The sequence below is a fragment of the Corynebacterium spheniscorum genome (assembly GCF_900113445.1).
Taxonomy (GTDB): domain Bacteria; phylum Actinomycetota; class Actinomycetes; order Mycobacteriales; family Mycobacteriaceae; genus Corynebacterium; species Corynebacterium spheniscorum.
Window position 1 is genome coordinate 88,754 of sequence record NZ_FOPJ01000004.1, and the last position, 21,028, is coordinate 109,781.

The following is a 21,028-nucleotide window of genomic DNA, read 5'->3' on the forward strand; positions in this document are numbered from 1 at the left end:
TTCCGCTCACTGCCAATGTGATGAGGTGTTCGTGGAGAGGTGGATTATGCGGGAGACAGATTACCTGAAGGTGTTAGGCAACCCTTGCAATGGGGTGTACGTGTTTTTAACGCACACACCGCCCTACGTTGGAGCAAGTGGGGCTCACGTAGGGCGGCGGGCACAAACTCTGTGTTCGCACACAAGACCTCACGAGGCAGTGAATTGTGGGCCGTTAGAGAGGTCGTGGTTTATTTCTTGGTGATGTCCTGGTATTCCGGCACGGACTTCCAGTTGAAGACAACATTGTCAACGTTTTCACCGTAGCCACCAGCCACCGTGGAGTACCACAGCGGGATGGCCGGAAGGTCCTTGAGCAAGATTTCCTGAGCTTCGTTGTAGAACTTCAGGGCTTCGTCGGTGCTCTTAGCGCCAGCAGCCTGATCAAGCTTCTTGTCGAACTCGGGGTTGGAGTAGTCACCATCGTTGGAACCAGCGCCGGTGCCGTATAGCGGACCGAGGAAGTTACCCAAGGAGGGGTAGTCTGCCTGCCAGCCGGTACGGAAGGCGGTGGTGATGGTGCGGTTGGTGACCTCGTCACGCAGGGACTTGAAGTCCGGGTAGGGCTGGCCGACAGCGTCGATGCCCAGGGTGTTCTTGATGGAGTTGACGGTTGCATCAACCCAGGACTGGTGGCCACCGTCAGCGTTGTAGGCGATGGCAAATTGGCCGGACCACGGGGAGATGGCGTCAGCCTTGGCCCAGAGTTCCTTGGCCTTCTGCTCGTTGTACTCCAGCACGTCTTCACCCGAGAGATTGGCGGAGTAGCCATCCAGAACCGGGGAAGTGAAGTCCTTAGCCGGGATGCGGGTGCCCTGGAAGATGGCGTCGCAGACTTCCTCACGATTCACGGCCATGGAGATGGCCTGGCGACGCAGCTGGCCTTCTTCACCGGAGAAGTGCTCGAGGGATTCCGGGATGGTGAAGGATTGGAAAACAGCGGCGGGCTGGCTTACAGCGCGGTCGCCGAGTTCTTGCTCATAGGTGGAGAAAGCAGAGTCCGGGACCTGGTCGAGCACATCTAGGTTGCCGGCGAGCAGGTCAGCGTAGGCAGCGTCCTGCTTAGCATAGAAGTTGAAGCGGATGCCATCATTCTTGGCCTTGCGCGGGCCTTCGTAGTTCTCGTTGGGAACTAGGGTGGCGGATTGGTTGTGCTCCCACTCAGCAAGCTTGTAGGGGCCGTTGCCGACCGGCTTCTCGCCGAAGGCCTTCAAATCGTCGAAGGCGCTATCAGGTAGCGGAAAGAAGGCGGAGTAGCCGAGGCGCAGCGGGAAGTCAGCTTCCGGCTGCTGGAGCTCAATGGTGAAGGTGCGGTCATCAATGACCTTGAGACCTTCGAGAGGCTTGCCTTCTTCATAACCCAAGATGGGCTCGAAGAAGTAGGAACCAAGCTGGGAGTTCTCCACAGCGTAGCTCCAGGCCTTGGTGAAGTTTTCAGCCTTCACCGGGGTGCCATCGGAGAACTTCTGGCCCTCCTTGAGGGTCACCTTGAAGGACTTCTCGCCTTCCGGCTCGATGGACTCAGCAACCTCGTTTTCTACCTTGCCTTCGGAGTCATAACGCACGAGGCCGGAGAAGAGGATGTCGATGAGCTTGCCGCCACCGGTTTCATTGGTATTAGCCGGAATGAGCGGGTTTTGGGGCTCGACGCTGTTGGCAAGGATGAGGTTATCGCCAGAGCCGGAGCCATTGCCCTCCGCGTTGTTATCGGAGGAGGAGCAGGCGCTCACGCTGAGGGCCAGGGTGGTGGCCGCTAGAGATAGCGCGCCGATCTTCTTAAAAATCGCCATGAGTTGGGGCTTCCTTCACAGTAGTGAGCCAGAACACGGTCCCCGCTATTGTATAGGGCATATCTCATCCTGGCGAACCTTATCGCCGATAATCCCCATGCTTTCTACCCCCACCGCGCGCCGCGCTCGGTATTTATACCCCCATTACTCTCCCCTTCCAGATCACAGCGAAGATTTCTGAGCAATCATTCGCTTGGCAGTGATGGGATAGGCAAAGGTCGGCCTTAGTTTGGATACGATTATTTCACCAGCCAGCACAGTATGAAACCCCAATAAATTCGCAGTTCAGGGCAGTAAAAGCAGGAGAAGAACAAACTAAGTGCGCCCGGACAACCTAGCTAAGGTGCGTGGAGTTAGTGCCTGTCTAAATGTGACCTAGAAATCCAGACACTTAAGAGCACCGCACCTTAACTGATAAAGATGCGTGGCTAAATAACTATTTTTCGGCTACCGGTTTTATGTACTTTGTGTCTTAGCGGAAGCATTGAGCCGCTGCGCCACGATGGGGAAAATAACCTCCCGGGATAGCGGTGCCAACTCTTCCGCTTGGGAGTCCACCGGATACCAACGCGACTCCACGATCTCAGCTTGCACCGCCGGGGCTTGGGCTAAGCGCCCAGTCCACAAGAAGACATCGCAATCCACGCGGCAACCGGGTTCATTAGCTGCCGTTGCACTATGTCGCCCCAGGGGGATCAGGTCAGTTTCGGAAAGTTCGAGACCTAATTCTTCGGCGATTTCCCGGCGCGCCGTGATGATGCCGGTCTCCCCTTCTTCAAGTTTCCCTCCGGGCATCATGAATGTGCTGGTGTTCTTTTTGCGCACGCTGAGTATCAGGCCGTCTTCGCGGCGCAGTACTACCGCGGCAATGCGAATGATGTTGTGAGGAGTAGTTGTTTCAGCGCTCATCAGCAGGGACCCTGGGTGTCGGTGATGTGGAGTTCAATATCTGCGGGAGTCTTACCTTCTCCACTGTGGTGCGCTGCTTCTTGTTCGGCCCACATCTCCCAAAAGGGTTCATAAAAGGGGTCGCGGGTTAATGCGCGGTGGCGGCGTAGTTCTTCATCTCCGGTAATGCGGATAGTTAGTACTTCTGGGGTGAGTTGTCGCGCCGCGCGAAGAGTATCTCTGCTAAGTGAGCCACTGCCTTCAATAATCATGGAGACCTGCGGCTTAAGGCTCACCCATTCGCCTGGTTGGTCATTGTGCCAATCCCATCGTCGATATCCCGGGGCAACGGGATCTAGAACGGTGTCGGCGAGCATCCGTGTTGCAGCCTGAAGACCTCCCCACCCGGGGTAGAAATCATCTAGGTGAATCAGTTGGAGTTCGGGTTCATCACCTTGGCTAGTATTCAGCGGTTCCGGTGTTGGTGGATTGCCGCAGCTGCCCGCCGCCCAGGGATCATGCGGGATGCTGAGGTTATTGAGGGTGTCCGGGTGCTCGCGGAGCAGGCGTTCATAGAGGCCTTGGGCATAGGTGGTTTTGCCGGCGCCGGATTGGCCATCAATGAGGATGATGAACATAGGGTTCTACTTTAGGCCCCGAGGAAACGGAAGTGCCCGGTATAAACCGCAACGGCAATCGCGGTGGCAGAAATCGCTGCGCAGCTAAGCAACACCAGCGCATCAATGCCATGAAGTTGGGATTCTCTAGCCCAGGTGCGTTTGCCATAGCGCCCAAATCCGCGGGTTTCCATTGCGGTGGCTAAGGTACCACCGCGGCGAAGCGAGAGCACTAAAAGTCCGAAGGACATGGTGGCCAGGCGTTTAATTCTTCCGCTATCTCCTACCCCGCGGGCGCGGCGGGCGCGGGCGAGGGAATCCCAATCGCGGCGGAACAGGCCTGTAAGCCTAGCCCCGGCTACTGCCCCGATGACGAAGCGTTCCGGGAGTTTAAGGATTTGGGCCAGGCCATCACCAAGATCAGTGGGATCCATCTTCGCGGTTAATAGCATCACCGGTAGGCCCACTGCGAGGACCCTTAGGAAAATGGCGGCTGCAAGGTTGAGTGAATTATCGGTGACATGCGCGAAAAGGAATTCGGCATATACTTTTCCCTCTGGCCGGCCGTATAAAGCCATGGAGATAGCAGCAATGGGGGCGGCTAAAAACACGGGCCAGCCGCGGCGAATCAGCGCCCACCAGCTCATCCCACAGATCGGGGCAACTAAGAAGGTAAAGCCTAGCGCTACAGCCGCGGAAACAATATCCACGCTGATTAATAGCGGTGTGGTCACTAATGCCAGCCCAAGAATCCGGGTAACCGGGTTGATTGTGCGCAACACATTAATCATGCTGCTGTCACCTCAATGTGGTGATCGCCGAGTGCTTCAATAAAGGCGTCATCATGGGTGACCGAACAAATAGTGATGCCTTCATCAGTGAGTTCACGTAACAAGTGCACCATCTCCCCGAGGGTCTCGGGGTCTTGTCCGAAGGTGGGTTCATCCAGAATCAGCAGCGCCGGTGCGCACACCAAGGCGGTCGCCACTGAGAGGCGACGTTTTTCTCCACCCGAAAGACTAAAGGGGTTGGCTTTTCGCAGATGCGTGAGTTTGAGTCGCTGCAGGAGTTCCTCGACTCGCGCTTCGGCTTCGTCTTCCGCCATCCCCATCACCCGCGGTCCGATATGGAGTTCCTCCTCCACGGTGCGGGCAAGGAATTGGTGTTCGGGGTCTTGGAACACCATCCCAATTCTTTGGGCAAGGTCTTGGGAACGCCAATGATAAGGCGTTTTGGCTAAACCACGGGCCAAGTCTTGGTGGGTAATCAGTTCCCCACCGCGGGCTTTAAGCAACCCCGCCATAGTTAAAGCCAAGGTTGTTTTGCCGCTGCCATTTACCCCGGTGATCACGGTGGAGGCAGCCTGTGGCAATTTCACATTCCGCGGCGGCCCGAAACGGGTCTTCAGATCCCTGGTTTCGAGAAGCGCTGGGGCATCTGCTGCTACCGGCCGTGCCGGTGAGAGTTGCGGAAGCCCGGGAAGTTCTTCGGCGCTGATCTCCCGCAGCCCGCTGTGATCGAGGTAGAGCACGCGCTCAATCAGCGGCAACCAGTGCTGTGGTCGGTGTTCCACCACGATAAGTGTCGCGTTGGTTTCGCTAATGATGGTGTCTACCGCACGAACAACTTCTTTTACCCCAATGGGATCAAGGTTGGCGGTGGGCTCATCGAGAATAATGAGTTCGGCGCCCATCGCAATTACCCCGGCAAGTGCGAGGCGTTGCTTTTGACCACCGGAAAGATTTGCCGTCGGGTGATTCAGTGGCACATCCAGTCCCACCATCTTCAGGGCGCGTTCTACTCGCGGCCAGATTTCTTCTCGCGGGATGCCAAGGTTCTCGCAACCAAAAGCCACATCATCACCGACCCTGGTGGCAATCACCTGTGAGTCTGGGTCTTGGAGGACCATCCCCACCGTGCCCCGGACCTGCAGTACGCCGCTGGCATCACCATCTTCTTCGGCTGCTTCTGGGCCGAGGATTCCCGCTAGTGCAAGCAAGAGAGTGGATTTACCGGCACCGGATTTACCAGCCAATAAAATTTTTTCACCGCGCTGAATCTCCAAGTCAATATCAGCGAAAGCCGGGCTGCTACGAGAGGCATGCCGCCAACTAAACCCATGTGCTTCGACGAGGGGTTCAGCGATGTTGGTGTTGTTGGGGCTGGGTTGTGGCTGATGGGGGCGAGTCGAGAGGGTCACCATGATCACCGTGGTTTCTGCTGAAAGGGGCGAGCTTTTAGACCTTGGCGTGTTGTTCGCGTCCCACTGCGAAGCGATCTAATGCTCCGGTAGTAGCTAGGGCGCGAACCAGCAACCAGCCCAGCACACCAGCAAGGATGATTCCGCTGATGATCATGCAGCTGAGGTAGGTGAGGTTAAAGGTGAGGGATTTCGCGTAGTTCGCGGAGGTGAAAAGCTCCAACACGAAAGCACCAATCGCCGCACCGATACCGCTGATCGCGGCGATGCCAATACCGAAGCGCTTATAGGCGAAAATCGCGAAGACGATCTCTACGCCAAGGCCCTGCATGAACCCGGAGTAGACCGTTTCGATTCCCCATTGGTTACCGAGTCCTGCGGACACCACGGCGGCTAGGACTTCCACGAAGATGGCGGCACCGGGTTTGCGGATCACCAGGGCACCGATCACGCCACCGATGAGCCAAATACCGACGGCGAGTCCGCCAAGTCCAGGGGTGAGGGCATCGAAGGCGGTGAACCAGGCGTAGCCAACCCCATTCCATACCCAGAAGAGAAGTCCACAGGCAACGCCGAGGACTGCTGCGATGATGATGTCAATGACGCGCCATGATGCGCGACCCGTAATTTGGGCCATGTCTCCTTCTTCCTTGCGCCGGCATTATCCGGATCAGGTTCGACGGTCCATCGTCGTGCCACGACGATGTCTCAGCCCGGTGGTATCAACCGAGCGCCCGTGTTGGGGGTGTTCAATTTGAGAGTTTCCTTGGCTGGGCAAAACTATCTGCACCAAGGTTGGCCACTACTCTAATAGATTGTGGCGCCAGTGCCAATGCCGCCTGGCCCCAATCATCACATCTATGGGCTGCGCTGAAGCTGCTCTTGCAGGTAGGTGTAGAAGAAATCATGCAAACGCACATCTACCCCATGCTGCTTGGCTATCCGAGAAATAGCTCCGAGCTGAGCCTCCAATTCGCCTTCTAAACCAGCAGCAATATCTCTTTGCATAGAGCTGGTGGCTTCCGCCGGCATCTGGTCAGCGAAGTTCAATACTCGGGTAATGACACCATCATCCAAGCTCACCCCATGAGCACGCGCGGTGCTGAGCATCTCCTTCATCAAAGCGACGAAGGTATCGCGATAGGTTCCGCGCACTACCTGTAAACCGGGGCTCACCACCTTGCCGCTGCCATCGCGATAATCCGTGGCGGCACCTAAGACCCCAAAGCAGCTAACAAACATCGCCTTTTCCCACACCGCCCCCACGGGGTTATCTTCCACGGTGGCACTAATACCGGCGCTTTCTAAGGCATCAACTATGCCAGGCACCACCGCCGCTGCCGGCGAGTTCTCCACCAAAGCACCGACTTGGTAGCTGCTTGGCCCATCGGCATGGCTTAACTCCGCGGGCCCTAAATGATGGAAGAAGCCGCGCACCACCCCAGCTAAAATATTTTCTGCACCTAAAATCTCAGCGGCAATATCAGGGGCCTCCACCGCATTCTGCGTCAGCGCCACCGGCACCCCCCGCGCCAAGGAGTTAGCCGCCACGGCCTGCAGGGTTTCTACTAAGGCCCCAGCTTTAGTGGCATGGAAAATCACGTCGGGTTGTTGCCCGAAATATTCGCCTACCTGCGTTACCCCAGGCACCTGCACAATCTCAGTGCTATCGCTGGCACTGCGGTACACCTGCAGGCCACGGGTACGCAGCATATCAAGGGATCTACCGCGGGCAACCAGCTCTACCTCATGTCCGGCTTGCGCTAAACCGGCGGCAAAGAAACCCCCCACGGCACCTGGGCCAATAATGGAAATTCGCATGCTTTCACAGCCTAGTCGCCCACCTAGCGCCACGGGTACGATAAGAAAGAACGCAATCAATCTTTTTTACCCCCCATACTGTGCACCTGCCCGCGTAGACCTTAGGAGACTTGCCCTCATGGCCGGAGGCCTCGCCGCCTTATTAGATGATGTGGCCGCAATCGCGAAGATGGCTGCCAGCAATATTGATGATGTTGCTGGTGCCGCCGGGAAAACCTCCATGAAAGCCGCTGGTGTGGTGGTTGATGATGCGGCGGTCACCCCACGCTTTGTTGCTGGGGTGACCCCGGCGCGTGAGCTGCCCATGATCTGGAAGATCACCAAGGGCTCGCTTTTTAATAAGCTCATCATCATTTTGCCGCTGGCGTTGGTATTAAGTTGGCTAGCGCCCTGGGCGTTGACCCCCATCTTGATGGTGGGTGGATCATATTTGTGTTTTGAGGGCGCGGAAAAGGTGTGGGATAAACTCCTCGGCCATAAAGCCTCAGAGGAGGAACCCGCCGGTGTGTCCGGTGGTGATGCGGAAAAACGTTTGGTGAAAAGCGCTATCACCACGGATCTGATTCTTTCCGCAGAGATCATGATTATTTCTCTTAACGAGGTGGCCGATCAGCCTATGCTGATGCGCACCGGCACCTTAATTGTGGTGGCTTTCATCATCACCTTGGCGGTCTATGGTGCAGTAGCTGTGTTGGTGAAAATGGATGATGTGGGCCTGCACTTCGCCCAATCTGAAGAGCGCTCCCCCGTTGTCCGGAAGATGGGCCGCATGTTGGTCAACGGCATGCCCAAGGTGTTGGCGATTATTGCGCTTATTGGTACCGCCGCGATGTTATGGGTGGGGGGCCATATTGTGGTTAGCGGGTTGAATGATTTTGGTGTGCACCTGCCTTATCAGTGGGCGCATCACCTAGCGGATATAGCCCGCAATAGTTTGGGCTCTCTTGCGCAAAGCGGCTGGGGTGCCAGCGTGGCGTGGTTGACGGATACTGCCTTCTCCGCGCTTTTTGGTTTGCTGTGGGGTTCGCTGATTTTCGCAGTGGTCTCCCCTTTCCACCGCCGTAAGCACTAGCCCTAAGCACTAGCCAAGAATTAGTCGATCCTAAGTCCTTGCGGCGTGTTTGTCTCATGCGTGCTTATGATCGATCGCATGAGTAATACACAGACCCATCATTCAGAGCTAAAAATTCCGGGCGGCAAACTTGTGGTCGCCGATATTGATACCTGCGATGGCCGCATTAGCCGCGCCAGCGTCTCCGGAGATTTCTTCCTCGAACCTGATGAAGCTTTCTTCGCTCTAGCCCCTGCCTTAGAAGGCGCAAGCGTTTCCGAATCCACCACGGAACTTCAGGCCCGCCTTGATGCTGCGCTGGGCCAATTCCCGGACCTCGCGCTGCATGGTTTTAGCACCCGCGATATTGCCACGGTCACTCGCCGCGCGGTCACCGATGCGAAGGATTTCACGGATTTTGAGTGGGAGGTCATGCACTGCCCGGTGCTTCCCACCCAGCTGAACGTGGCCTTGGATGAGCACTTCCTCAATCAGGTGGCCAGCGGGGAACGCACCCGCCCGCTGCTGCGTTTTTGGGAGTGGGAGGATCGCGCCACTGTGATTGGTTCCTACCAGTCCTATGTCAACGAGCTTGAACCTGAGGGCATTGAAAAGCATGGGGTGACGGTGGTGCGCCGTATCTCTGGTGGTGGCGCCATGTTCATGGAAGGTGGTAACTGCATTACCTATTCCCTTTATGCCCCAGAGGAATTAGTCCGCGGTTTAAGCTATGAGGATTCCTACACTTACCTGGATCAATGGGTACTTGCCGCTCTGGCTCAGCATGGTGTTCGCGCCTGGTATCAGCCAATTAATGACATCACCTCTGATGGCGGAAAAATCGGTGGTGCCGCCCAGAAGCGTCGCAAAGGTGCGATTTTGCACCACGCCACCATGTCCTATGACATTGATGCAGACATGATGTCGCAGGTGCTGCGCATCGGGAAGGTGAAGCTGGCGGATAAGGGTATTCGTAGCGCGAAGAAGCGCGTGGATCCGCTGCGTCGTCAAACCGGTGCGCCGCGCGAAGAGGTCATCCAAACGATGATCGATACCTTCCGGAATCGCTATGGCGCCACCGTGGTGGAGCTTTCTGAAGCAGACCGTAAGGCTGGGGAGAAATTGGTGGAAGAAAAGTTCGCAACGAAGAAGTGGACGCACCTCGTTCCTTAACTCGGCGCTAATGTTGAGTACATGAGCGCTGGGAAAGATGTACTACACACTGGTTTTCAACCCCCATTCTCCCCAGCTGATACTCAACCCTTCCCCATCCCCGATGGCCCCAGGATCATTGAACTCAAACACCTCGACACGGTGGCGGTCTTGGGGCTACTGCGCGATACCGCTCTGGGATGGGGGCGCACCGCGATGAGCGTGACTATTGCTCATGGCAACAGCGTGCGTTTCCATGATGTGACCATCGGGTACCTGCCGGAACCTGAACCAGAAATCACCCACCTGCTCGTAGAGCTGCGCTGCTGGTTAGAAGTGGACAACCAGGAGCTGAAAGCTCAGGTACGTCTGCCTGAACGCGGGGCATTAATCCCGCGTAATCACCCACCAGAGCAGTCTTATACGTTGTTGCCCGATGGCGCAGCCGCCCTGATTGATCTCAGCAAAGGCGAATGCGAGCTCACCGCAGGCCCGGCGCAACTATTGGTTTCTTTAAGAGAATCCCATGGCCAGGTGCTAGCCCTTTTAGACAATAAAGTGTTAGGGCCCCTGCGCAACCGCCGCGATAGCCAAGAACTTTTAGGTCTCGTGCTGCATTTCCGTCAGCTTGGGCTGATCCCACTGTGCCGAGCTTTTGTTAATCAGGCTGGCGAGGTGGCTTTAACCTCTGCACGCACCTGGCAGCTTGGCCCGCAGGAATTAGAACCCACCTTATGCCCACTACCGCCCCTGCCTACCCCGCAGGAGGCATCGCCCTTAGAGCAGGTGGAAAAGGAGTGGGTGTTGATGCTTCCGGACACGGCTTTTATCCCACCTACTCAGGAGTAAGTTGCCTGCTAGGTGCGGCAAAACCGCGCGCCGCACCCAGCGCGAAGGAAACGCAGACGCTGCACCACCAGATCTCGGAGGAAGCTCTAGCGACTTGCCCGCGGCTCACCTTCAGCAAAACCTGCGGCAGATTGCACGCCCACCACCGCACGTTCGCGGAATTGCGCGATGGTGGCGGCACCAGCGTAGGTAAAGGAGGAACGCACCCCGGAGATGATGCTATCTACCAGGTCCTCTACCCCACCGCGGCCGGGCTGTAAGTAAATCTTTGCCGAAGAAATACCCTCCTCGAAGATCTCGCGGCGTGCCTTTTCAAAGGCCTCCGTTTCGGAGTTGCGGGATTCCACCGCGCGGTGCGAGGCCATGCCGAAGGACTCTTTGTACATGCGCCCATCAGCGTCGAAGAAAATATCGCCCGGGGATTCATAGGTACCGGCGAACCACGAACCAATCATCACATTCGAGGCCCCCGCAGCCAGCGCTAAGGCCACATCACGCGGGTGTTTCACCCCACCATCAGCCCACACATGCGCCCCGAGCTCGCGGGCGGCGGCCGCGCATTCCAACACAGCGGAAAATTGCGGGCGCCCCACCCCGGTTTGCATACGGGTGGTGCACATAGCGCCAGGCCCCACACCCACCTTGATGATGTCCGCACCGGCGTTGGCCAGGTCGCGCACCCCATCGGGGGTCACAATATTGCCGGCCACCAAGGGCACACCCAGGTCAACCGCCTTGACCTTCTTAATCGCCTGGATCATGGTTTCCTGATGCCCATGGGCGGTATCAATCACCAGCACATCCGCACCGGCTTCCACCAGTGCTTTCGCTCGCCCAGTGACATCACCATTAATGCCGATCGCCGCACCTACGCGCAACTTATTATCGGCATCCACCGCCGGGGTATACAGCGATGCACGTAGCGCTGCGGGGCGCGTCAAAATCCCCACCAACGCACCATCATCGCTGACCACCGGAGCCAGGCGGCGCGAAGCGGAACTGAGTTTGTGGAAGGCCTCGCGCGGATCAATATTATCCGGCAAGGTGGTCAGCTCCCGGGACATCAGGCGATTGACCTGCGCAAAATTATCCACCCCCTCCAGGTCACGGGCGGTCACCAAACCAATGGGGCGGGAATCCTCCGGATCAATCACCACCGCCGCACCATGGGCACGCTTGGGCAGCAAATGCCGCACATAACCTGCAGTATGGTGCGGTTTCACCGTAATCGGAGTATCAAATACCAGGTGCGCGCGCTTTACCTTCCCAATTGTTTCCGCCGCAATATCGGCCGGCACATCCTGCGGAATAATCGCCAGACCACCACGCCGCGCAATGGTTTCAGCCATACGACGCCCCGCCACCGCCGTCATATTGGCTACGATCAGCGGAATGGTGGTGCCAGTAGCATCTTCGGTGCGCAGATCCACGGACATCCGCGAACCAACTTCCGAGTGCGAAGGCACCATAAAGACATCGTCATAGGTCAGTTCATAGGGCGGCAAATGATCATTAATAAAGCGCATAGGGTTCAGCGTACTGCACTACCCGAGATCCGCCGGCCCCCGCACAACACAGACTGCGGCCACGGTGCGGGGCTAAGGGAAGAACATCACGCACTTAGGGCTTTAACGCGCGTAGGATATCCGCAGCCGGTAGTGCTTGGGTCTGGCCCGCGTGAACCCCGGCTAAGCAATAGGCAACATCGGGGCGCCCACGTTCGGCAAAATAATTACGCAGCGGCCCTAAAAGCGCATTCACATAGGGGTAAAGCGGTGGCAGCCCACCGCTTTGGGAGCGCACCGAAAAAGCCGAACTAAAAGGCGTGCGCACCCCGCGGGCGACTCGCCCGGAAAAGGCGCGGCTAGCCACCGTGGCATTGGGGTTAGCCACCACGCTGCCTAAGATCTGCCGATTAGATTCACTGGTGCCTGCCTCATGGGCGCGTAAGAAGGCCGTACCAACACTGCAGCCCACCACCCCGGGTAGCTCCAATAATTCCTTCACCCGAGCCCTGGTGGCGATACCACCGGCAGCAATCAAGGGCATATTGGGGACGCGCTCATGCACAGCTTTAAGTAGTTCATCCAAGCTGCGCTCATCGGGGTCTTGCTCTATGCACCAGGTAGAGCGATGCCCACCGGCTTCTGGGCCTTGCACCACCAAAGCGTCCGCCCCACGTTCTGCGGCAATCGCGGCATCTTGTTCATTGGTGACGGTCACCCACGCTTGGATGCGGTAGCGGCGTAGGCATTGAATATCTTCCTCGCTAAACACCCCAAAGGTGCAGCTTAAAACCGCCGGGCCATAGCCTTGTTCGGTGGCCTCAATGATGGCCTGCATCTTGTCTTCCCACCCATTAGATAAATCCGGGTCCGGTAGGTCCGGCACAGGCAGATTCTCTGATGCATATAATCGCGCAACTTCGGCGTGGAAAGCCTTAATATCGCTATCTTTGGGGCGGCTACGCTGCGGGCAAAATAGATTCAGGGCATAGACGCAGCCCTTCATGTGGTGTAAGTCCTGGCGTAGCTTTTCCACCGGGATGGTGCCGCCGGCAAGGAACCCCAGCCCACCGTGTTCGCTAATTGTGCGCGCAAGTTCCGGGGTGGAGGGCCCACCTGCCATGGGTGCGCAGCTAATAACGCGCCCTACGAGTGCATCGTTGTAGATTCGTTTCATGTATCAAACCGTAGCAAGCTTTCCTGCAGCTAGCAGCTGGTCTGATGTCTTAGGAGTTGCACATGTGGGGGTAGTAAAGCAACAAGAAAAGTGTTCTTTAGCCTTTACTCTGGGCTAGCTGCGCAGTAGCTTAGGGCACATGAATGAAGAGAACCTGCAGCAGGTGGAGCTCAATGATTTCCGGGAAAACCTCCTGGAATATGTAGCCGGCGAGCACCCCGTTGCATTAAGTCGCCGCAGCGGCACCTTGGGGTGGTTCATCCCCACCCACGAAGAAGGTGACCTGCGGGCTTCCTTAGAGCAAGCAGCCGCCTCCTTAGCGCAGCTGCTCAAACAATTACCGTGAATAATGCGCGATGATCCGCCGCTGGTGGCCATCAATGCTCAAGGTGCCACCAAAGGGCAGGATCCATTGTGGGCGGCTATGCCCGAAGGGCACCCCGCAGCACACCATGGCCTTGGGGTTATAGCTTGCCACCGCCTGATGGGTGAGTTCGGCTAGCAGCTGGCGGTAGGCCTCTTGGGCCTCCTCGCTGGGGTGATGATCAAAGGAGCTCGCTGGTGGGCGGGCAAAAAGCACCGCCTGGACTAACCCCAAGATCCCGGCTTCCCCAAGATCGCGGAGGAACTCCCCGAACTCTAGGGGCGTGAGGATATCGGAGGCGTTTTCTAGCAATAAGATGCTGCCTTTTAGCTGCTCAAGGGATGGGAGATGCTGGGCTTTAAGCTGATCGCGCAGCACCTCTACACAGCCACCCCAGGTAGGGGCGGTGACTTTTCTTTGGGGCCCGGACCAGCTCCAAGGACGTGGGCGGTAGCGCTGCCCGAAGTGGCTGAGCGCGCGGGGATCACTCCATTCAAAACCATGATCCTCGATGGCTTTGGGGTTAGTAAGTTCTAGCTCCCCGCCGAAAAGCGCGGCGTAAAGGGAGGCCTTATGTTCTGGGTCGATGTGTGGGCCGGGGCCGAGTTGTACTTGGGTGGCGCCGCCATAAAAACCGGCGATGCCGTGGCGCCAGAGCCAATTAAGGAGGTGAGTGTTATCTGAATAGCCGAAAAAGGCTTTGGGGTTCGCGCAGATAATCCCTGGATCAAGGTGCGGAAGAATAGTCACTTGGTCTGCCCCACCAAGGGTGCTCATAATTGCCCCGACCTCGGGATCAGCGAATGCCGCATTAATATCGCGGGCGCGTTCATAGGCGCTGGCCCCTAATTGGCGGGTGCTGGGGTATTCCTTAATCTTTGCGAAGCGGCGAAGCCGCCGCATGGCTTGTTCATGAACCTCTAGCCCATAGGCCGGCCCAGCCATAGACGGTGAGACCACCGCAATTTTTTGTGCTGCTTTAAGTGCCGGTGGGAAGAGCATAGTCTTTAGGCTACTCGCGTGTATCAAAGCTGCTGGTGCGGCACACCTTCCGGGAGCCTACCCCAGTGAAGGAACCTGGATGCCTTTAGGCGACGGTCTCGGGGAAAGCTTATTTAAAGGCCTTCACCCAAGTGCCCGGAGAGGCGGCCGTGGCGGGCTGCAGACGCCTCATTAAGACCAATGATTTCCACAGTTTTACCCTTGGCGGCGTATTTAGTTTGAATGCCATCTAAAGCGGCGACAGTGGAGGCATCCCAAATTGCGGAATCAGAAAGGTCGATAATGACGCGGTCTGGGTCGCCGCTGTAGTCGAATTGATACACCAGGTCATTGGAAGAGGCAAAGAATAATTGACCCGTAACGCGGTAGGTGGCCGTATCGATCTGGCCATCCCCATTAGTATCAGCAGTTTCAATACGCTCCACGCTGGTAAGGTGCGCCACGCGGCGGGCGAAGACCACAAAAGCACTGATAACACCCAAGATCACACCATAGGCGAGGTTGTGGGTAAACACCGTAACCGCAACGGTCACACCCATGACCACCAATTCGCTCAGCGGCATGCGCTTGAGGGTAGCTGGGGCGATGGAATGCCAATCGAAGGTGGAGTAGCTGACCAGAATCATGACTGCAACGAGCGCTGCCATGGGGATTTTGGCAACCAAGTCACCTGACACAACCACCAAAAGCAGGAGGAAAAGCCCAGCGAGGAAGGTGGAAATACGGGTGCGAGCGTGGGAGGCCTTAACGTTGATCATGGTTTGGCCGATCATGGCGCAACCACCCATGCCGCCGAAGAAACCAGTGACCGCATTGGCGATACCCTGGCCGAGGCCCTCGCGGGTTTTATTGGAGTGCGTATCGGTGATGTCATCGACCAATTTGGCTGTCATAAGAGATTCCAGCAGACCAACGAGTGCCATGGTGAGCGCATAGGGGGCGATGATTTCGAAGGTCTCGAAAGTAAGCGGGACCTGCGGGAGGATGAAGGTGGGAAGGGCGCGCGGGAGTTCACCCATATCGCCGACGGTGGGGATTTGCCAACCCCAAAAGACCGTGGCGATGGTCAGTAACACGATGGCAACAAGCGGTGCGGGGACCGCGGTGGTTAGCCGTGGGAGTAGGAACATAATGGCCAGGCCCACCACGATCATGGGATAGACCAACCAGGGCACGTGGATCATATGCGGGAGCTGCGCGATGAAAATGAGGATGGCAAGCGCGTTGACGAAGCCGACCATCACCATGCGTGGGACAAAGCGCATGAGGCGGGCAACCCCAAGACCAGCCAGAATCATTTGGAATACGCCGGCCAGGATCACGGTGGCGAGGAAATAATCGATGCCATATTCACGCGCAACCGGGGCGATGACCAGGGCCACCGCGCCGGTAGCAGCGGAGATCATGGCGGGGCGGCCACCCACAATGGCGATGGTGCAGGCCATGGTGAAGGCGGCGAAAAGGCCCATGCGCGGGTCTACCCCGGCGATAATGGAAAAGGAGATTGCCTCTGGGATAAGCGCGAGGGCAACCACCAGGCCGGCGAGAATCTCGGTGCGTAGCCGCGCAGGGCTCTTGAAAGCGGCGCGTACGCTGGTGGGATTCGGGACGAGCGGGAATTCGCGGGCGTCTGGGGTGCGGGTGGTGATCGTGGTTTTTGGGTTAGTCATTGTGCTCCGGAGATTCCGCGCTTTTGGTGCGCGGGGCTTAAAGATCAAGCTGCTAAGTATGCCATTTAGTAGCACCAGTTCGCGAACCATGCGGGGCACAGGCGTGGTTTTTTAGCATGCGAGCGGACCCGCCTTTACTGAAGTTACGCTTGCGTCAGTATTCTTAGGCGCATGATTCGCAAACTCCTCGCACGTGCGTTTTGGCGCTTCAGTAAATGGAAGCTTGATACCTTGCCGGCACCGAAGCGCCCCAGTGTTTTTATTGGCGCTCCGCACACCTCTAATTGGGACTTCATTTTGATGCTGGCCCTGGTGTGGGAGATGGGCATTGATGTGCGCTGGTTGGGAAAGAAGGAGATCTTCAAAGGCCCCTTCGGCTTATTATTCAAAGCCCTCGGCGGTATTCCGGTGGACCGTAAGAATCCCGGGCACCTAGTAGAAGACCTGATTGCGCAGGTGAAGCAGGGTGAGATGTTTGGCTTAGTGATTGCCCCGGATGGGACACGCAGTGGTAATACTCATTGGAAGTCCGGTTTTTATCGGATTGCCCAGGAGGCGAACCTGCCGGTGTGCATGGCCTATATTGACCGCGATACCCTCACCACGGGATTGGGGCCCTCGATTGATTTAAGTGGGGATTCCAAAGCGGATATGGATAAGATCCGGGAGTTTTACGCCGATAAATCTGGTTTTTACCCGGAGCGGAAGGTAACGCCGCGGCTACGCCACGAGGGTAAAGAATTGGAGACACCCGAGGATTAGGGTGCTTTAATACCCCGGATATGGATGAGGCGATCTCGGGTTATATGGCGCTAAGAAGGCGCGGCATGCCGTGGGCCTCCTGCCCTGCCTACAGAGGGTTTTGGGATCGTGAGCACGCGGGTCTCGGGGAAAGCTTTGATGGAAGGAAACGCACAGCCTTAACCGATTAATTCTTGCTATCTCCCACACGGATTTTAGGTTACGCTAGGTTAACCTAAGTAATTTTCAGCTAGCTTCGCGAGTGATATGCATGGGAGATTTTCATGGATTCAGGAAGTGCTGGGAGTCAGACGACACCGGCAGCGAATAAAACCACGATGAAGCAGGGGGAAGACAAAGAAAAGCCCAATGAATTGAGCATTGGGGAGCTGATTAAGCCGGCGCGACCGGCGATGATGCAAAGCATTGTGATGAGCACGGTGGGGGCAATTTTGGCAGTTGTTCCCTATATTGCGATCACGGAATTGGCGGTGCATTGGTTGCGGGGGGATTTGGAGCATCCGTGGCGGTGGGTGATTATCGCCATTATTGGGGCGTTTGTGGGCCATATGCTCTATTCCATGGCCGTTGGGCTGACCCATATTGCGGAGGCGAAATTGCGCTATCTGCTGCGGGTAGATTTGGTGCGGACTTTGGGGCGAATTCCCTTAGGGCGGGTGGATCAAACTTCTTCGGGGAAGATCCGCAAAATGGTGGTGGATGATACCAGTGCTATTCACACCATTGTGGCGCATTTAGCTGGGGACTTCAGTTATGCCGCAGTGTCCTTGATCTTTGGGTTTGCTTATCTGCTGTGGGTGGATTGGCGGCTATCTTTGGTGCTGCTAGCGGTATGGATTGTGGCTATTGCGATCGCAGCGGGCGCTGCGTTTTCCAAAGCGAAAGAGAGCATGGCGCAATTTGCGGAAAAGCAGATGGATCTTTCGGCCGCCACCGTGGAAATGGTGGAAGGCATTGAGGAGATTAAGAACTTCCAGGCTGCGGATGTGGCGCGTACTCGATTTGATCGCGCGCGTAAAGAGTTCGCGGATGTGTCTTATAAGTGGATGAATACCTTCGGCCGCGGCATGTCTTTGGTGTATGCGCTTTTGCATCCCGGCGCGATTGTGGCGACGGTGGCTCCGCTGGCCTTCCTTTTTGTTTATCAAGGGTGGATGGAAGTGGGCTATACCCTCCCCTTCTTCCTGATTGGAATTGGAATTCCCTCTGGGTTGATGCAATTGGTGTCGCTGATGCAGCACCTTTATGAGGCGCAATTGGCGGCCCATGACACCGCTGAGATGTTATCGACTGAGCCGATGCCTGAGGGTAAGCACCGCGAGGATGATGGTCTGCGCCGCGGCGAGGTGGCCTTTGAGAATGTGAGCTTTGGGTATGACCCGGGTGAGCCGGTGTTGAAGGAGATTTCTTTTGTGGCTCACGCAGGTGAGGTCACTGCAGTGGTGGGGCCTTCTGGTGGTGGTAAAACCACGATTGCGCGGTTGATTGCGCGTTTTTATGACCCGGATTCTGGGGTGGTGCGCGTTGGTGGGGTGGACGCGAAAGATGTGAGTTTGAAGTGGTTGCTTTCGCAGATTGCGATTGTGTTCCAGGATATTTCTTTAGCGCATGACACGGTGGCGGCAAATATTTCTTTGGGTCATGAGAATGTGAGCCGCGAGCAGATTGAAGAGGCTGCGAAGGCGGCGTGTATTCATGAGCGCATCATGCGCTTGCCGGATGGTTATGACACGGTGATCGGGGAAGAAGGTGGGTTCTTCTCTGGTGGTGAGCGCCAGCGCATCACCATTGCGCGTGCTTATTTACAGGATGCGCCGATTTTGGTGTTGGATGAGGCGACCGCGCAGGCGGATCCGCGTTCTGAGCGGGAGATTCACCGTGCTTTGTCGACGCTATCGAAGGGGCGCACGGTGATTATTATTGCGCACCGCTTGGCGACGATTGCGAATGCGGATCAGATCATTGTGGTGGCTGATGGGCAGGTTGCGGAATCCGGGAAGCATGCTGAGTTGCTGGCGCATAAGGGCATGTATGCCGGGTTGTGGGAGGCGCAGCAATTAGCGCCGGTGGATGCTGCTGGTGCGGCTGCTGAGGGCATTGCCGATGGCGGGGCTACTGGCGTTGACGCTGGCGTGGCCGCTGGCTTGGATACCGAGGAGGACTAAGAGTAATGCTGAAACTACTTTCTGATCTGGTTGGTATCCGCGAAGTTCGCGCACTGATCGTGTTTTATACCCTCGCCGCAGTGTTAGAGGGCGTGACTTTGGCCCTGTTGATTCCCTTCTTGCAGGCCTTCTTAGATGATCCGGCCTCAGCTGGGCGCTGGTTGATCGCCCTGTGTGTGATGGGTGTGCTCTTCTTGACGCTGCAGACCTATACGATGCTGCGCTCTTATCGTATTTCGGTTTATGACGTGTGTGATGCGCTGATTACCCGGATTGCGAATCGGGTGCTGGAGTTGCCCTTGGGTTGGTTTAATGCCCGACGTGAGGCGCGGATCGCTTCGGCAGTATCCCGGGAGATCAATACGCTTTCGCATATTGCCTCCATTGTGGTGCCGGCGATTATCACGGCTTTCACGGTGCCCATCGTGATGATCATTGCGGTGGTCTTTGTGGACTGGACCTTGGCTTTGGTCATGGTGATTGCGGTGCTGCCGCTTTATTGGTCCTGGGGGCGGATGCGTACCGCGGCGACCGAGGCTTCCGAGATTGAGACCGCTGCTTCTACTACTGCTGCCGGGCGTTTGATTGAGTATGCGCGCTTGCAACCGGTGCTTCGTGCTACCGGTGTGGTGCAACGCGGTTGGGGCAAACTCGATGATGCGCTGGCTGAAGAAGATGTGGCGGTACAAAATGCGCTGAAGGTCAAGGGCCGGCCGGCGATGGCTTATGCGACGATCCTGCAGATCACCTTCGCGGTGCTGTTGGCATTGGGTTTGTACCACGTGCTCAATGGCCGCTTGGATGCGGTGGCTTTCTTCGCATTGATGGTGATTGTGGCGCGGATGATTAGTCCGCTGGCGCAGTCGGTGCTTTATGCCTCGGAAATCCACAACTCGGTAGTGGCATTACGCAGCATGCATTCCATTGTGGGTGCGGAACCTTTGCCGGAGCCTAGTGCTGAAGAAGCCACGATTCCGACAAGGACTGCGGTGTCTTTGACGAATGTGGACTTCGGTTATGACGCTGGTCGCCCGGTGCTTAAGGGCATCAATTTGGAGGCCGCGGAGGGCACCATGACCGCACTGGTGGGGCCTTCGGGTTCTGGTAAGTCCACTGTTTTGCGGCTGATTGGGCGCTTCTGGGATGTGGATTCAGGTTGCGTGGAAATTGGTGGGGTGGATGTTCGTAAGATTCCTACCCACGAGTTGATGGCGATGACCTCGATGGTGTTCCAGGATGTGTACCTCTTTGACACCACCATCCGAGAGAATGTGCGTTTGGCACGCCCCGATGCCACTGATGAGGAATTAGAGCGCGCCGCGAAATTGGCTCGCCTAGATCAGGTGATTGAGGCACTCCCCCACGGTTGGGATACCCAAGTGGGTCAGGGTGGTTTGAAGCTTTCTGGTGGTGAACGCCAACGCGTCTCGATTGCGCGGGCGTTTATTAAGGATGCGCCGATCTTGCTCTTAGATGAGATCACCTCTGCTCTTGATGGGGAGAATGAAGCCGCTATTACTTCGGTGATGCGGGATCTCACCCGCGGTCGCACCGTGTTTGTGGTGGCACACCGGCTATCGACAGTGCGAGATGCGGATCAGATTGTGTTCCTCGATCCCGAACCTAATGGTGGGCCGGCGCATGTTGCTGAGTGTGGCTCCCCGGATGAGTTTTTGGCTGCTGGTGGGCTTTATGCGGAGTTCGCGGAAGCCTCCTCCGCGGCAGGTAGGTGGCAGATCACCTCTTAAAGGCTAGGCCGCTGAGGGCTTAACCGGCGAGAGTTAGCCGGTCAGGTTTTATCTCCAGTGCAGGTTGAGGAAGCGCCGTTCGCGCTGAGGAAGCGCCGATATTGCGAAGTGAATTCGCGGTAGCGGCGCTTTCTTTTATGGGGCAGTAGCTGAAGAATCACTATTTCCCATACTCACTCACAGCCATGAAAGGTCGCTGAAGCGATGCCCGCAGATCCGACAAAGACT

Annotated in this window: 18 protein-coding genes and 1 riboswitch; of the genes, 7 read left to right on the plus strand and 11 right to left on the minus strand. The window is 56.8% G+C overall.

Annotation, left to right across the window (positions count from 1 at the left end):
• Positions 1 to 230 precede the first annotated feature (230 nt).
• From BMZ01_RS04460 to BMZ01_RS04490, 7 genes are all read right to left on the minus strand, one after another.
• On the minus strand, positions 231 to 1,829 hold the full coding sequence (locus tag BMZ01_RS04460) for a peptide ABC transporter substrate-binding protein (RefSeq protein WP_092284872.1): 1,599 nt from the start codon (positions 1,827 to 1,829) through the stop codon (positions 231 to 233).
• A gap of 456 nt (positions 1,830 to 2,285) precedes the next feature.
• Positions 2,286 to 2,738 (minus strand): NUDIX hydrolase, encoded by a 453-nt coding sequence (locus tag BMZ01_RS04465; protein ID WP_092284874.1) that lies wholly within the window; start codon positions 2,736 to 2,738, stop codon positions 2,286 to 2,288.
• Positions 2,738 to 3,355, minus strand: a complete 618-nt coding sequence (locus BMZ01_RS04470) for a nucleoside/nucleotide kinase family protein (RefSeq protein ID WP_092284876.1) — start codon at positions 3,353 to 3,355, stop codon at positions 2,738 to 2,740. The genes BMZ01_RS04465 and BMZ01_RS04470 overlap by 1 nt, the downstream gene beginning before the upstream one ends.
• An 11-nt stretch (positions 3,356 to 3,366) precedes the next feature.
• Complete coding sequence (locus BMZ01_RS04475; RefSeq protein ID WP_092285061.1) at positions 3,367 to 4,122, minus strand: energy-coupling factor transporter transmembrane component T family protein; 756 nt, start codon at positions 4,120 to 4,122, stop codon at positions 3,367 to 3,369.
• Complete coding sequence (locus tag BMZ01_RS04480; RefSeq protein ID WP_092285063.1) at positions 4,122 to 5,537, minus strand: ABC transporter ATP-binding protein; 1,416 nt, start codon at positions 5,535 to 5,537, stop codon at positions 4,122 to 4,124. Before BMZ01_RS04480 ends, BMZ01_RS04475 begins: the two co-directional genes overlap by 1 nt.
• 34 nt (positions 5,538 to 5,571) lie before the next feature.
• A complete protein-coding gene (locus BMZ01_RS04485; protein WP_092284878.1) occupies positions 5,572 to 6,171 on the minus strand; it encodes an ECF transporter S component in 600 nt (199 codons plus the stop codon).
• Positions 6,164 to 6,282: riboswitch (TPP riboswitch) on the minus strand. Its footprint overlaps the gene before it by 8 nt.
• A gap of 110 nt (positions 6,283 to 6,392) precedes the next feature.
• Complete coding sequence (locus BMZ01_RS04490) at positions 6,393 to 7,355, minus strand: 2-dehydropantoate 2-reductase (protein ID WP_092284880.1); 963 nt, start codon at positions 7,353 to 7,355, stop codon at positions 6,393 to 6,395.
• Between the two features lie 118 nt (positions 7,356 to 7,473).
• On the opposite strand from BMZ01_RS04490, the gene BMZ01_RS04495 reads away from it, so the two are divergent.
• From BMZ01_RS04495 to BMZ01_RS04505, 3 genes are all read left to right on the plus strand, one after another.
• Positions 7,474 to 8,427, plus strand: coding sequence for a DUF808 domain-containing protein (locus BMZ01_RS04495; RefSeq protein WP_092284882.1), 954 nt, complete (start codon positions 7,474 to 7,476; stop codon positions 8,425 to 8,427).
• 78 nt (positions 8,428 to 8,505) lie between these two features.
• Positions 8,506 to 9,579 carry a lipoate-protein ligase small subunit gene (lplB, locus tag BMZ01_RS04500; protein WP_092285065.1) on the plus strand — a complete coding sequence of 358 codons (1,074 nt, stop codon included), beginning with the start codon at positions 8,506 to 8,508 and terminating at the stop codon, positions 9,577 to 9,579.
• Positions 9,580 to 9,600: 21 nt separating this feature from the next.
• On the plus strand, positions 9,601 to 10,407 hold the full coding sequence (locus BMZ01_RS04505; RefSeq protein ID WP_092284884.1) for a hypothetical protein: 807 nt from the start codon (positions 9,601 to 9,603) through the stop codon (positions 10,405 to 10,407).
• Between the two features lie 86 nt (positions 10,408 to 10,493).
• Here the strand turns inward: BMZ01_RS04505 and BMZ01_RS04510 are convergent, their stop codons facing one another.
• Positions 10,494 to 11,933 (minus strand): GuaB1 family IMP dehydrogenase-related protein, encoded by a 1,440-nt coding sequence (locus tag BMZ01_RS04510; protein ID WP_092284886.1) that lies wholly within the window; start codon positions 11,931 to 11,933, stop codon positions 10,494 to 10,496.
• A 94-nt stretch (positions 11,934 to 12,027) separates the two neighbouring features.
• Positions 12,028 to 13,089 carry an NAD(P)H-dependent flavin oxidoreductase gene (locus BMZ01_RS04515; protein ID WP_092284888.1) on the minus strand — a complete coding sequence of 354 codons (1,062 nt, stop codon included), beginning with the start codon at positions 13,087 to 13,089 and terminating at the stop codon, positions 12,028 to 12,030.
• Positions 13,090 to 13,228: 139 nt separating this feature from the next.
• On the opposite strand from BMZ01_RS04515, the gene BMZ01_RS04520 reads away from it, so the two are divergent.
• Positions 13,229 to 13,435 carry a hypothetical protein gene (locus tag BMZ01_RS04520; RefSeq protein WP_092284890.1) on the plus strand — a complete coding sequence of 69 codons (207 nt, stop codon included), beginning with the start codon at positions 13,229 to 13,231 and terminating at the stop codon, positions 13,433 to 13,435.
• Here BMZ01_RS04520 and BMZ01_RS04525 read toward each other — a convergent pair.
• Positions 13,427 to 14,455 (minus strand): S66 family peptidase, encoded by a 1,029-nt coding sequence (locus tag BMZ01_RS04525; RefSeq protein WP_092284891.1) that lies wholly within the window; start codon positions 14,453 to 14,455, stop codon positions 13,427 to 13,429. The genes BMZ01_RS04520 and BMZ01_RS04525 overlap by 9 nt on opposite strands.
• A 113-nt stretch (positions 14,456 to 14,568) precedes the next feature.
• Positions 14,569 to 16,125, minus strand: a complete 1,557-nt coding sequence (locus BMZ01_RS04530; protein ID WP_092284893.1) for a SulP family inorganic anion transporter — start codon at positions 16,123 to 16,125, stop codon at positions 14,569 to 14,571.
• A gap of 171 nt (positions 16,126 to 16,296) precedes the next feature.
• Here BMZ01_RS04530 and BMZ01_RS04535 point away from each other — a divergent pair, with 171 nt between their 5' ends.
• The 3 genes from BMZ01_RS04535 to BMZ01_RS04545 all read left to right on the plus strand — a co-directional run bounded on the left by BMZ01_RS04535 (position 16,297) and on the right by BMZ01_RS04545 (position 20,800).
• On the plus strand, positions 16,297 to 16,887 hold the full coding sequence (locus tag BMZ01_RS04535; protein WP_092284895.1) for a 1-acyl-sn-glycerol-3-phosphate acyltransferase: 591 nt from the start codon (positions 16,297 to 16,299) through the stop codon (positions 16,885 to 16,887).
• 263 nt (positions 16,888 to 17,150) lie between these two features.
• On the plus strand, positions 17,151 to 19,052 hold the full coding sequence (locus BMZ01_RS04540) for an ABC transporter ATP-binding protein (protein WP_223845911.1): 1,902 nt from the start codon (positions 17,151 to 17,153) through the stop codon (positions 19,050 to 19,052).
• 5 nt (positions 19,053 to 19,057) lie between these two features.
• A complete protein-coding gene (locus tag BMZ01_RS04545) occupies positions 19,058 to 20,800 on the plus strand; it encodes an ABC transporter ATP-binding protein (RefSeq protein ID WP_092284899.1) in 1,743 nt (580 codons plus the stop codon).
• Positions 20,801 to 21,028 lie beyond the last annotated feature (228 nt).